The sequence below is a fragment of the Cecembia rubra genome, assembly GCF_003014575.1.
GTDB classification, from domain to species: Bacteria; Bacteroidota; Bacteroidia; order Cytophagales; family Cyclobacteriaceae; genus Cecembia_A; species Cecembia_A rubra.
This window is the reverse complement of record NZ_PYGF01000001.1, coordinates 742910-756726: the sequence shown is the minus strand read 5'-3', so window position 1 is coordinate 756726 and position 13817 is coordinate 742910. Positions and strand designations below refer to the sequence as shown.

Here is a 13817-nt window from a genome sequence, read left to right as displayed (position 1 = left end):
TGTCTATGAAAATCATAAATAGAATTATCACTTATCTGCTGATCTTTTCCTTGCCCTTGATTGGCTGCGATACTGATTCCTTGCATGACCTTAATATTAATCCTCAGGCAGTAAATCAGGTAGACTTGAATTTCATCTTTACAGCAGCACAGCTTGGATCCGCTTCAGGTGGTTCTGCTGGAGATAACCGATATATTGATTGGAGAACTAATATCGGAATGACTGCTTACCTTATTCAACATTTGGCCAATGCCGGTGGGGGAATAGCTCCTGGAGACAAATACATAGAAAATTTTGAGTCCAATAATGCTCCATTCGAATTCTGGTATGGTGATGCACTCAAAAACATTTCTGAAGTTCTTCGTCAAACCGGACCAGGTGGCTATGATGAAGGGAAGAAAGTAAATATGAGAAATGCTGCCAGAATTCTCAGGGTATTGAATTTCCACAGATTGACTGATTTCTATGGAAACATTCCATATTTTGAGGCATTACAGGGAATGGATGGGGTTTATTTCCCTAAATATGACAAACAATCTGAAATCTATCCTCATTTATTGAAAGAACTGGAAGAGGCTACAGCAGCTTTAAGTCCTTCCAACCCTGATGAAGGATTTTCCAGGGCTGATATCATTTTCAACGGTGATATTGCTAAATGGAGAAGATTTGGATATTCCCTGATGCTCAGGTTAGCAATGAGGGTGTCCAATGTGGCTCCATCCCTTGCAAATGAATATGTGACCAAGGCTGCTGCCGGTGGTGTAATGCAAAGCAACTCAGATAATGCCTATGTTCCCATGACTGAAGGACCTAGTCTTTGGGTCAATCAAAATGGAATTTCCAGAGCATTTTTCCCTGGTGATGGCGGGCAACCAAGCTTTATGAGCAAAACTTTAATCGATTGGCTCAAAGCAGGAGCCACTGCAGCTGATGAAGTTGATCCAAGACTTATGGTAATAAGTGGTGGTATTGCCAATTGGAGTGCAGTAGCATGGACTCCTACCAATACCAATCCCTTGGAACAGGTAGGAATGCCAAATGGATATGATGCAGCTGGACTGGATGCCCTTTTTGGAAGGCCTGTCAATCAGGAAGCTACGTTCTCAAGAATTAACTTCAGATTACTGAAAAGAGATTCACCTTATCAATTGATGAACTATGCTGAATCTGAATTCCTTCTTGCAGAAGCTTTGCAGAGAAGTATAGGATCTGGTATCACTGGAACTGCAAAATCACACTATGATGCAGGTGTAAAAGCAGCCATGCAAATGTATGTTCAATATGATAATACTTTGGTCATAACAGATGCACAGGTGACGGCATATTTGAACCGTCATCCATTTGGAGTGGGTAAACCTGCACTTCAAATGATCGGAGAACAGTTATGGGCCAGTAAATTCTTAAATTGGTGGGAAGCTTGGTCTGATTGGAGAAGGACGGGTTTCCCTGTACTTACACCTACCAATTTCCCAGGAAATGTGACCAATGGTCAAATTATGAGGAGATTGAGGTATCCAGCTGCCGAAGCAGCTACCAATGCCAATTTCCAATCTGGTGCTACATTACCCGATATTTTTACCACTAAGGTTTGGTGGGACGGAGGAAATTGATTCTTCTTTTTGTAATTCAATAAATAAGGCCCGGGAAATTACGGGCCTTATTTTTTTCTTTTATATACTCCATCATAATGACTTCCAAGGTAAGCACCCCAAATTACAGGTTGCTTTATTTTAATAGGAGTATCTATTCTTTTAATCCGCATTCCAAGGAATGATAGAATATCGGAGTGGGAAAAGTATTGGCAGTGTACAATATCCAAGAATCCATCAGCGTCTAAATCCCCAATCCAAGGCGTAGAGAATATATTTTTCATTCCCTTGGTCTGGTCTATCGGCCAAATACGGTCATTCTTGAAATCAATGGCAATCAATTTATTTTCAATTGAAAAAAATGATCGGTCATCCATTTTTCTATTACAGTCAAACTCATTGATGCTGATAATGGCTTCGTCTACTCCATCTTTATTGAGATCATATACTACGGGAGAAGAAAATCCAGAACATCCCATGCTCTCTTTGTACAAGATCTCCCCGGTAAGCCCATCGAACAATACTTGAATTGAACCAGAATTTTCAGGCCATACTCCTTTACTGACAAATGTGAAAAAATCCGGTATGTCATCTTTGTTGAAATATCCAACTGAAAAACTATTACTACATTCCGTTTCGGGGACGGTGTTTCTCCAGATCACCTTTTTTGTGTTGCCATCAATGGCCAATGCCGTAGAGGCATGCGAGATAGCAACAATATCCAAAATGCCATCCTTGTTGATATCTGCCAGCACTGGTGTTGAAATGAAGCCATGGCCTTCTTCCATGGCAATAATCTTGGAACGGGAAAGTTGCTGCTCCAATAAATCTTCCAAAGTGCCCAGATACAGATTGCCACTTATAGTTTCGCCTCCTGTACCGAAAAGAATATAATTGGTGTTGTTTAAATGGTTTTCAAAATATAATGGAGACATATATGATTCCTTTCCATCAGGCATAGTATCTGCAACAATAATCTCACCATTTACGGGATTTATTACCATCATAACCCCAGGGTACCGGTCTACATTTTCGTAAGGTTCTGCTACAGCATTGCCGCCATTGACTGCCAAAATTTCCTGGATTCCATCTCCAGTTAGATCTGGAATCAAAGCACAGGTATTGAAATTATATCTTGCATACTGAAGGATAGGATGGTTTTCAAATTGGAAATCATATTTCCATAATAAACTTCCATTACTTCCATCAATAGCCCTTAGATGAGGTCCTCTTCCACCAATCACCACATCATCTATTCCATCAATATTGATATCAAGGAAGGTCGCAGCACCGTATACTTGATCTTCTGATTCATGACTCCAAAGAATTTTTCCATCACGCCCATCCAATGCGAGAATTCCTAAATCACTATATTGGAATTCATTTTTTCCTGCCCCAATTACCATATCCAATATTCCATCCCGATTAAGATCTACTGCTCTAGGTGAGGATTGTGAACCGATTACTGGAATATCAATTTTCCAGATGACCTCACTGGAATTTTTGGATTGACAAGAAAACAAATATGCACCCAATGCAATTGAAAGTGTGAAAAATGATTTGTTCCAAGCCAGATTGTAATTCTGCATATGGATAATTTTTTCGTATAATAATGAAAGTTAAAAAATTTCAAACTGTGAATTGTTCAAAATAAAAAAGAAAATAGTAATCAATGATCAAATCACCAAATAGGGATTCTTTTTATTGGTTAATTTATCTTCTAGGATTACATTTATACCAAAAGAGGTTTATAAAACGAGATATAATTTCCATGAAGTTGAATAATTCCCTGTTAATACTGTCCATGATTTTGATTTCATCTTTGGGGTTTTTAGGATCTTCGTCTATTTCCCGGCAAGCTGCAATTTTTGAATTGGTTCCAGCCAATAAGTCTGGGATTAAATTTCAAAATAAATTGATAGAAGACAGAAACAACAATGTTCTCCGCTATGAATATTTTTATAATGGTGGAGGTGTAGCGATAGGTGATATCAATAATGATGGTTTGGAGGATATTTATTTTACAGGCAATATGGTTCCTAATAAACTATATCTTAATCAAGGTGATTTTAAGTTTAAAGATATCACCAAGCAGGCAGGAGTAGCAGGTAAGGATTCATGGACCACAGGCGTAACTATGGCAGATGTAAATGGAGATGGCTGGCTGGATATTTATGTTTGCTACTCAGGAAGGGGTAATCTTGAATCCATGAAGAACCAACTTTTTATAAACCAAAAAGACGGAACTTTCAAAGAAGAGGCTGCTCTATATGGTCTTGATGACCATTCCAACAGTATTCAGGCTTTGTTTTTTGACTATGACTTAGATGGGGACCTTGACATGTACTTGCTCAATCATAATACCAACGTCATTAACGAAATTGAATTTGATGCTGCAAGGAATGACAGAAATCCACTTGCTGGAGATAAACTTTATCGCAATGACAATGGAAAATTTACAAATGTAAGCAAAGAGGCAGGGATAATTGGAAATTCAATGGGCTTTGGTCTTGGTGTTGCTGTTGCTGATATCACTGGAAATGGTTACCCTGATATTTATATTTCCAATGACTATATAGAACCCGATTACCTTTATATCAATAATGGAGATGGAACTTTTACCGAATCACTTGCACAATACCTGGAACATATTTCCTATTTCTCTATGGGTTCTGATATCAGTGATTTTAATAATGATGGACTACCGGATATTTTCACTTTAGATATGTTGCCTGAGGATAACCGAAGACAAAAGCTATTATATGGACCAGAAAATTATGAGCAATATGCCCTGATGATCATGAAAGGTTTCTATCACCAAAACATGAGGAATATGCTGCATCTCAATAACGGTAACGGATCTTTCAGTGAAGTCGGTCAATTTGCAGGAGTGTCAAATACCGATTGGAGCTGGGCTTCTTTTTTTGTGGATTTTGATAATGATGGATGGAAGGACCTCTTTGTCAGTAATGGCTACTACAGAGATTATACCAATAGGGATTTTTTGAAGTTCAAAGGTGATTATTACTTTAATAAGGCTAGGGAAAGACAGCCAGCAGATACCCTTTTCCTGGTCACCAGTATGTCATCTACACCAGTACACAACTATATTTTCAAAAACAACGGCGACCTGACTTTTTCAGACAAAAGCAATGAATGGGGATTCAGCAAACCCAATTTTTCAAACGGTGCCGCATATGCAGATCTGAATAATGATGGAAAAATTGATCTAGTGGTCAATAACCTTGATGCTACAGCATCAATTTTTAAAAATATCAACCAAAACCAAACTGAAAGTAATTTCTTGCAAATTGAATTAAAAGGGGATGGGAAAAATACCTTTGGCTATGGTGCTAAGATTTTTGTTTTTACCGGAAAGAACATGCAATTTTTTGAGCAACAACCAACTAGGGGATTTCAGTCTTCTATGAGCCATAAGGTTCATTTCGGATTGGGAAAATCACAAATTGTTGATTCCCTTTCAATAATTTGGCCGGATGGAAGGGAAGAAAAGAAGAAAAATGTAGCTGCAAACCAAGTTTTGGTATTGGACCAGAAGCAGGCGGCCCGTATGAATTTTACTGATCCATCTGAAGAAGATGAAATTTTTATCCGAATAAAACCCCAAATTACCTATACCCATGTTGAATATGGTTTCAATGACTTTAAAAGGCAACCATTGTTGACCAATATGATTTCAACTTGTGGACCTGTCATGGCCTCCACAGATGTTATTAACAATAAACTAACTGACTTATTTATAGGAGGGTCTTTTGGCTCTCCCGGAAAATTATTTTTTCAGGTTTCCAATGGACAGTTTATTCAGTCCCAAGGTTTAGACTTGTCGGCTGATAAAGATTTTACAGATGCTGATGCAGTATTCTTTGATGCTAATGGAGACGGAAGACCAGACTTATTTATTGCAAGTGGTGGATACCATGATTACAAAGCAAATGACCCCCGCCTAAGTGATAGGATTTATATCAATCAAGGAGGCGGAAACTTCAAAAAAGACATGGATGCATTGCCGCCGGTTTTCTCTAGCAGTTCCTGCGCCAGAGTTGCTGATTTTAATGGAGACGGTCACCCAGATGTATTTGTTGGAGGAAGGGTCGTTCCTGGTAATTATCCTAAAAGTCCAAAGTCTCAATTATTGCTCAATGATGGAAACGGCAAATTTAGAGATGTCATTGGGGAGATTGGGACCAATATGGAATATATGGGAATGGTAACAGATGCAGCCTGGGTAGACCTTAACGCTGATAGTTTTCCTGATTTGATTGTAGTAGGTGAGTTTATGCCGGTAAAAATATTCTTAAATGAGGGGGGGGAGAAATTTATTGATGCCACAGATTCATATTTTGATAAACCATTGACAGGGCTTTGGTCTTCACTTGCCATGGCCGATTTCGACGGGGATGGGGATGTTGACTTTGTTTTAGGAAATTTTGGATCAAATTCCCAATTAAAAGCGAATCAACGTGAACCTATCAGACTATATTTCGGTGACTTTGATAATAACGGCTCAGTGGATCCCATTTTAACTTATTTTATTCAGGGAAAACCTTACCCTTTTGCCAGCCGGGATGAACTTTTGGATCAGATGTACAGCCTCCGAAGTAAATTCAACAATTATGCTTCCTATGCTGATGCCCAATTGGAAGAAATTCTAAATGCGGATCAATTGAAAAAAGCTGAAGTGTTAGAGGCTGCCGAATTGAGGTCAGTATATTTGGAAAATAAAAATGGGAGATTCATTCCAAGACCACTGCCTAGCCAAGCACAATTTGCTCCAATACGCAGTATTCTTGTACATGATTTTGATAAAGATGGTCACTTGGACCTTGTTTTAGGTGGAAATGAAAATTCCAGTAGACTGCGGATAGGGGTAATAGATGCCAATTTTGGCCAGCTGTTCAAAGGGGATGGAAATGGTAATTTTCAATATATAACACAAAAAAAATCAGGATTGAGTATCTATGGTGATGTCAAGTCCATGAAAATGATCCAATCTGGAAGTAGGACATTCCTTGTTGTAGGTTTAAATAACCGACCAATCGAGACTTATTTGTTGAATGAAAAGAAGTAAATGATAAGAGAAAGGATTTGTCATAAATTCTAAAGGGTCTATTGTTTGTTAGTATTCATTGTGTTATTTTTACATATTGACACTTTAATTACCTTTCTATGATAAAAACCTACTTGCTTTCTTTTCTATTGACGATAGTCACAGTGATCGGTGCTCAGGCCCAAGAAGCATTATTCAGAGCCCAACAGATCATCAGCCCGGAAATCCATCAGGACAATTCAGTTACATTCCGATTGTTAGCCCCTAATGCCCAATCTGTCCAAATAACAGGAGATTTCTTACCTACGGTAAAAATCGAAACCCCTATGGGTCAAATGGATGGTCCCGGTAAAACTGATTTAGTAAAAGGGAATAATGGCGTATGGGAATTTAAGAGTCAATCGCTGGGTCCAGAGCTTTATAATTATTCCTTTATCATTGATGGATTTACCACCATTGATCCTAACAATCCATTTTTGATCAGAGATGTGGCTTCTGTTACGAATATCTTTATCATCGGAGGTGGCCATGCAGAATTGTACAAAACAAACGATATTCCCCATGGTTCCGTGACCCGTCGCTGGTATGATTCACCTGGTCTGGGTATGGACAGAAGGATTACTGTTTACACCCCTCCGGGTTATGAAAATAACACAGAGAAATATCCTGTTCTTTATCTGCTTCACGGAGCAGGGGGAGATGAAGAAGCTTGGATATCCTTAGGAAGAACAGCACAGATTATGGACAATTTAATTGATCAAGGAAAAGCAAAACCCATGATTGTGGTAATGCCCAATGGAAACGTAATCCAAGATGCAGCTCCAGGAGAAGGAAGTATGGGGTATTACAAACCTCAGTTTATGGTTCCCAAAACCATGGACGGAACGTATGAGGCCAATTTTATGGATATCATCAAATTTGTCGAAAGCAATTACAGGGTGAAGGCAGATAAAGCTAGCCGTGGCATCGCCGGTCTTTCCATGGGCGGTTTTCATACCATGCATATTTCAAGGTTTTACCAAAATACATTTGATTATGTAGGACTTTATTCTGCTGCAATTATGCCACGGGAAGATGCCACTTCCAAAGTTTACAGTGATATTGAAGGCACATTAAAAGTCCAGAAGGACAATGGTTATAAGTTGTACTGGATCGCAATTGGTAAAACAGACTTTCTTTATGATGCCAATGTAGCCTATAGGAAAATGCTGGATGATATTGGTATGAAATACCAATATGTAGAAAGTGAGGGAGGCCATACCTGGAGAAATTGGAGGGTTTATTTGAGTGAATTTGTGCCTAAACTATTCCAATAACCATAAAAAATAAAATTTCTAAAATCCTGCTTTTTAAGGCAGGATTTCTTTTTTAATCAAAAATAAAAGGTTGTGGAGTGAAACAAAATAAGAAAATCACTATGGCAAGCCAGCCTAAAACTTTTCTGATCCTGTTCATTTCTTTCGTGCCACTGACTTCCGGATGTTCTAAGCCCATTACTCTTCCCAATAAAAAGGCAAACAAAAGCCAACCTGTATAACCTTCCAAATTGGGCCATATGTACAAAAGGGAATATTGTGCAGCAGCTATCAAAAGAATGATAGACCAACGGGTCTCACTGGAGATATTTGCTTTTCGATAAATGATATACAAGAATCCAATATACAAGGGTATTGATAAAAACAACCTGTTGATATCATGGAAAGGATTGATTATGCCCAAACCTGCATAAAAAACAAATGCAGTAAAAAATACAAGGGAAATGGTCTTGTGATATTTGGGAAACAACCCGAAAATCACATGTCCTCCATCTAACTGGCCAATGGGCAGCAGGTTCAAGGCTGTAAAAAACAATGCTAGATATCCTGCAAACAGATAGGGAAAGTGAATGACCTCATACATGTTTGGCATTTTTTCCGGATCTGCCAGGCCTTGTTCCATTAAATAAAAGAGTAGATTATAACCAAGTCTTAACGTTATATATCCTTCCTCCTCCTGATGGCCTTTGAAATCCGGATCAAGATATTCCGGATGTATTTTGTAGATGTAATCCGATTCTGGGAGATGGGTAAAACCATACCACAGCACGAGTATTGCTACTGCAAAACCTGCCAGTGGTCCCGCTACTCCGATGTCAAAAAATTTCCTTCGGCTATTTATAAAACCTTTCATATGGATAATGGCCCCAAAGGTGCCTATAGAAGGAGCGCCTAAGAATCCTAGCCAGCCCGGTATAAAGTAGGGTAGGGAGGACCTTACTTTGTGCCTAATGGAGGTAAGTAAATGCCCCATTTCATGAATAAAAAGAATCCCTAAAAAGGGGATGGAGAAGTGCAAGGATTTTATAAAATATTCCCAAGTGAGGGCATGCTCTCCGCTTACGAGGATAGATTTTCCAAAAAGCCATTCGCCACCTGCTAATGTGGTTGTAAGGATGGTCAATAACAATAGTAATGAATGGATAAAATATTGCTTGGGTGTATACATTTTGGTTTTTAAATATTAATACAGATCAAAAAATTCCATTAATCCCATGGGATGGGTAATCTGGTGGGTTTGAATTCCCACCTTTTCAGCACCTTCCAAATTGGCGGTAAGATCATCGAAAAACAAAACGTTTTTGGCAGGCACCTTGATTTTTCCCAATACTTCCTCATAAATCGCCACATCTGGTTTTGCTAAGCCCATTTCATGGCTTAGAAAAATCTCATGGCAAAGATCAAAGATCGTTTTTTCAGTGGTAAGTTCTACTAGTATTTCGTCAAATTTTTGGATGTGGATCGCATTGGTATTGCTCAAAATAGCTGTCCCATAATCCGATTTCAGCTTTTTCAAAAGATCAATACGTTCCTGTGGGACATTTTTTAACAGGCTGTTCCAAACATGATCGATTTGGACATCGGTCCAATCTTCTTGATACAGATTTCTAATTTCATTCCTGAACTCTTCCGAACTAATTAACCCTTTTTCATAGTCTTTATGATATTTAGATGTAAAAAACTTTCCAGAAAGCTCGTGTTTGTTCTCTGGTAATATTTTTTTCAACTCATTGATACTGAAATCATAATCAATATCGATAATTACATTGCCTAAATCGAATATAAAAAAATCAATATTTTTGGGAATTCTCATGGATTTTCGGGTTGCTTATTTAATTCCAAATATGTAACATTGCAGTCCCATTTGCAAGATGGCTATTCAAAATTTAATCTTGTCAAATAGGCAGTGTTCCCAACAGCTTTTTGGGAATCAGTTGGTTAGGTATTCCAACCAACAACTGACTTTGGGCCTATAGCTCAGCCGGTTAGAGCATCTGACTCATAATCAGGGGGTCCCTGGTTCGAGCCCAGGTGGGCCCACCCCCAAGCCGCTTAGAAATTCTAAGCGGCTTTTTTGTTGAAAATCTCTTAGCGTGTCTATGGAGTCTATTCCGTGACTAGATTTGGCTGACAAACTGCCGGATTGTTTAATCTAAAAGGACTTTAAAATCAGCGTTTTCAATTCATTTTTACTCGAGATCCGTCAAAGGGCATGTAATTTTTAATTTTTGAAGAGGGAAGAAAAATATCATTAATGACTTCGTGTACTTAATATTTTTTGTCTTAAAACAGCACATAAGTACCGCAGAGCGCATTAAGGATAAGAAAAGTGTATTCGTATAGATCTTTATCGGCGGAATTCGGGAAACAACATTGGTTTACCTTTGGAGCTTTATCTAAGTCTAAATTTCGCAAATAATCCATATCATGATTCCGCCAATCGAAGCAATTAGCTTCCCATTATCAATTTAATTGAAGAACGGTTTGTTTTTTTGATATTTTAGAGGTTTAAAATCCCAAAAGAATGATGAGATTAAGAAAGATTTGTTTGTTCTTAGCGTTATTGACCATTTCAGGATTTTCTATGGCTGAAGTGGCTCCAAAATGGCTAAGGTATCCGGCCATTTCACCCGATGGCTCACAGATTGTGTTTACCTACAAAGGCGATTTGTATAAAGTGGCAAGTACAGGAGGAAGAGCAGTCCAATTGACTTTCCATGAAGCCCATGACTTTATGCCTGTATGGAGCAAAGATGGTAAACAAATTGCATTTGCATCAGATCGCTATGGCAATTTTGATGTTTTTGTCATGGATGCTGATGGTGGCATAGCTAATAGGTTGACTTACCATTCCAATGATGAAACTCCCTATAGCTTTTCTGCTGATAACAAATCCATAATTTTTGGGGGTGTTAGACAGGACTTGGCCGAACATAGACAATATCCTACAGGTTCCCAACCGGAGCTATATCAAGTTCCGGTAATTGGGGGCAGGGTAGACCAGGTTTGGACAATTCCTGCTGAGTATGTTCAGGTAAGCAAGGATGGTAAACGGATGGTTTACCACGATAAAAAGGGAGGGGAAAATGAATGGAGAAAGCGTCATCAATCTGCCATCACCCGAGATATCTGGTTATTTGATGCTTCCAGCAATACCCATAAAATGATTACTACTTTTGCTGGAGAAGACAGAAACCCTGTATTTGCGCCCAATGGAAGTGATATCTATTACCTAAGCGAAGAGAATGGTAGTTTCAATGTTTTTAAAACCAACCTGGATAATTCAGCCCAAAGGCAAGCCTTAACAAACCTTAAAGATTTTCCTATTAGGTTTTTGACTATTTCAGAAAATGGTTTGATGAGTTTTTCTTATGATGGAGAGCTGTACACTTTTAAAGAAGGTGGGGATCCAATGAAAATTGAAGTAACCATCAAGACCCAGCCAGTTTCAAATTCAGATAGTTATATAAGTATCAATGGAGGTGTAAGGGAAATGTCTATTTCACCTGATGGAAAAGAAATAGCATTTATTGCCAGGGGAGAGGTTTTTGTTACTTCTGTGGATGGTGCAATGACCAAAAGAATAACAAATACACCACAACAAGAGCGTTTTGTACAATTTGCCCCTGATGGTAAATCCATTGTCTATGCTTCAGAACGCAATGGCAAGTGGCAGATTTTCCAGACCAAAAAAGTAAGAGAAAAAGAAGAGCCTTTCTTCTTTGCCAGTACCTTATTGAAAGAAGAAGTACTGATAAGCAATGAACATGACAATTACTTGCCACAATTGTCACCTGATGGTAAAAAATTGGCCTATGTGGAAGCCAGAAAAACCCTAAAAGTAATGGATCTTTCTAACAAATCCACAGTGACTTTAATGACTCCTGATGAAGTCTTCCATATGCAAGATGGTGACAAGTACTTCACTTGGAGCCCTGACAGCAAATGGCTTTTAGCGGAATTTAGGCCAACCATGGCAAATGGTGAGGTGGTATTGTTGGATGCTTCTGGAAAAAGGCCAATAGAAAATCTTACCCAAAGCGGTTATGGGGATTCCAGACCAAAATGGGTAAATGGTGGAAAACAAATGATCTGGTTCAGTAACAGGGATGGGCTTAAGGGTTTTGCAACAAGCGGAGGTTCTCAAAATGATGTTTTTGCCATGTTTTTCACCAAAGAAGGATTTGATAAGTTCCGGTTGAGCAAGGAGGACTTTGATTTATTGAAGGAGGTGGAAAAAGCTGCCAAAAACGGACAAGAAAAGAAAGATGAGAAGAAGGATGACAAAAAAGTTGAGGAATTGATCATAGATTGGGATGATTTAAAGGAAAGAAAAACCAAACTGACCATTCATTCTTCTTCCTTGGGAGATGCTGTAATTGACAAAGATGGCGAGAAGCTCTATTATTTGGCAAGGTTCGAAAAAGGAATGAATCTTTGGAGTACTGATCTTAGGACCAAAGAAACCAAAATGGAGCTGAAACTTGATGCCGGTTTTGGTAGATTGGAGTGGGATAATGAAATGAAGAATCTTTATCTATTATCTGACGGTACTATAGCCAAAATCACCAACAATGGCAGCAAAAGGGAAGCCATCAAAATTGCAGGTGAAATGACTGTGGATGTGGATGCCGAGAGGGCCCATATGTTTGAACATATCCGAATTAGAACCAAAGGTGCTTTTTATACTTCAGATTTTCATGGAGTCGACTGGGATGAATTGGCAGACCAATATGAGAAATACCTCCCATACATTGGCAATAGCTATGAATTTGCAGAAATGGTTTCCGAATTGATAGGGGAATTGAACGTTTCGCATGCAGGAGCTAGATTCAGCAGAAATATACCTCAAGCAGATGCCACTTCTTCTTTGGGAATTTTTATGGATTACAGCCATAAATCAGCAGGTATAAAAATTGCAGAAATATTGAAAGATGGACCTTTGGATAAAGCCGGTTTTAAAATTCAGGCTGGCATGATTATCGAAAAAATTGATGGGGAAACCATTGAGCTAGATAAAGATGTAGCGCAGTATCTTAATAGAAAATCGGATAAGTTTACTTTATTGGAAGTATTCGATCCCAAAACAAATACTCGTCAACAAATTACAGTAAAGCCGATTACTTTGGCACAGGAAAATCAATTGCTTTATAAGAGATGGGTGAAAAAGAACCAGGAAGAAGTTGACAAATTGAGTAACGGAACTTTGGGATATGTTCATATCCCAGGCATGGCTGATGGTCCTTACAGGACTACCTATGAAGAAATGATGGGTAAATATCATGACCGCAAAGGCGTAATTGTGGATACTCGTTTCAATGGTGGAGGTGACCTTGTTGCAGACCTGGCCATGTTCTTCACCGGAGAGAGATTTATCACATATGCTACCGAAGATAGGGAAGTAGGATATGAGCCTACTTTCAGATGGACCAAACCTACTTTGGCCATGTTCAACGAGGCAAATTACTCCGATGGACATTGCTTTGCATGTGGTTACACAGACCTGAATATTGGTAAGACCGTGGGTATGCCAACTCCAGGGACCTGTTCATTTGCTGGTTGGGAAATGTTGCCAGATGGAGGAAGATGGGGTATTGTACCAATTTCAGCCAAGAATAAGGCAGGTGAATGGATGGAAAACAATGAAACCAAACCTCAGTTCCAAGTGAAAAACATGCCTGGAAAAATTGATAAAGGCATTGACCAACAATTGGAAAAAGCTGTAGAGGAGTTATTGAAAGATGTGAAATAACTCATAAGTGATTTTAATTAACTTCAAAACCTCTAGGGCTGCAACCAGCTTCTAGAGGTTTTTTGTGCTGTTTAAGTCCCTGAATCACTTTT

Annotated in this window: 7 protein-coding genes and 1 tRNA gene; 5 read left to right on the top strand and 3 right to left on the bottom strand. The window is 38.7% G+C overall.

Annotated elements, in window-relative coordinates:
• Positions 1 to 5 precede the first annotated feature (5 nt).
• The gene (locus tag CLV48_RS03120; RefSeq protein WP_106565746.1) at positions 6 to 1610 is read left to right on the top strand and encodes a SusD/RagB family nutrient-binding outer membrane lipoprotein; all 1605 of its coding nucleotides are present in this window, start codon (positions 6 to 8) and stop codon (positions 1608 to 1610) included.
• Positions 1611 to 1657: 47 nt separating this feature from the next.
• Here the strand turns inward: CLV48_RS03120 and CLV48_RS03115 are convergent, their stop codons facing one another.
• Entirely contained in the window at positions 1658 to 3178 is a 1521-nt protein-coding gene (locus CLV48_RS03115; protein WP_106565745.1) for an outer membrane protein assembly factor BamB family protein, read from the bottom strand.
• A gap of 182 nt (positions 3179 to 3360) precedes the next feature.
• Here CLV48_RS03115 and CLV48_RS03110 point away from each other — a divergent pair, with 182 nt between their 5' ends.
• Both CLV48_RS03110 and CLV48_RS03105 read left to right on the top strand, forming a co-directional pair.
• Entirely contained in the window at positions 3361 to 6678 is a 3318-nt protein-coding gene (locus tag CLV48_RS03110) for a VCBS repeat-containing protein (RefSeq protein ID WP_106566117.1), read from the top strand.
• A gap of 98 nt (positions 6679 to 6776) precedes the next feature.
• Positions 6777 to 7973, top strand: a complete 1197-nt coding sequence (locus tag CLV48_RS03105) for an esterase (protein WP_106565744.1) — start codon at positions 6777 to 6779, stop codon at positions 7971 to 7973.
• A 52-nt stretch (positions 7974 to 8025) separates the two neighbouring features.
• On the opposite strand, the gene CLV48_RS03100 is transcribed toward CLV48_RS03105, so the two are convergent.
• Positions 8026 to 9141, bottom strand: a complete 1116-nt coding sequence (locus tag CLV48_RS03100) for a site-2 protease family protein (protein ID WP_106565743.1) — start codon at positions 9139 to 9141, stop codon at positions 8026 to 8028.
• A gap of 15 nt (positions 9142 to 9156) precedes the next feature.
• Positions 9157 to 9786, bottom strand: a complete 630-nt coding sequence (locus CLV48_RS03095; RefSeq protein ID WP_106565742.1) for an HAD family hydrolase — start codon at positions 9784 to 9786, stop codon at positions 9157 to 9159.
• A gap of 153 nt (positions 9787 to 9939) precedes the next feature.
• Here CLV48_RS03095 and CLV48_RS03090 point away from each other — a divergent pair.
• Together CLV48_RS03090 and CLV48_RS03085 are read left to right on the top strand one after the other, a co-directional pair.
• A tRNA-Ile gene (locus CLV48_RS03090) sits at positions 9940 to 10013 on the top strand.
• Between the two features lie 487 nt (positions 10014 to 10500).
• Complete coding sequence (locus tag CLV48_RS03085) at positions 10501 to 13725, top strand: S41 family peptidase (protein WP_106566116.1); 3225 nt, start codon at positions 10501 to 10503, stop codon at positions 13723 to 13725.
• The last annotated feature ends 92 nt before the right edge of the window (positions 13726 to 13817 follow it).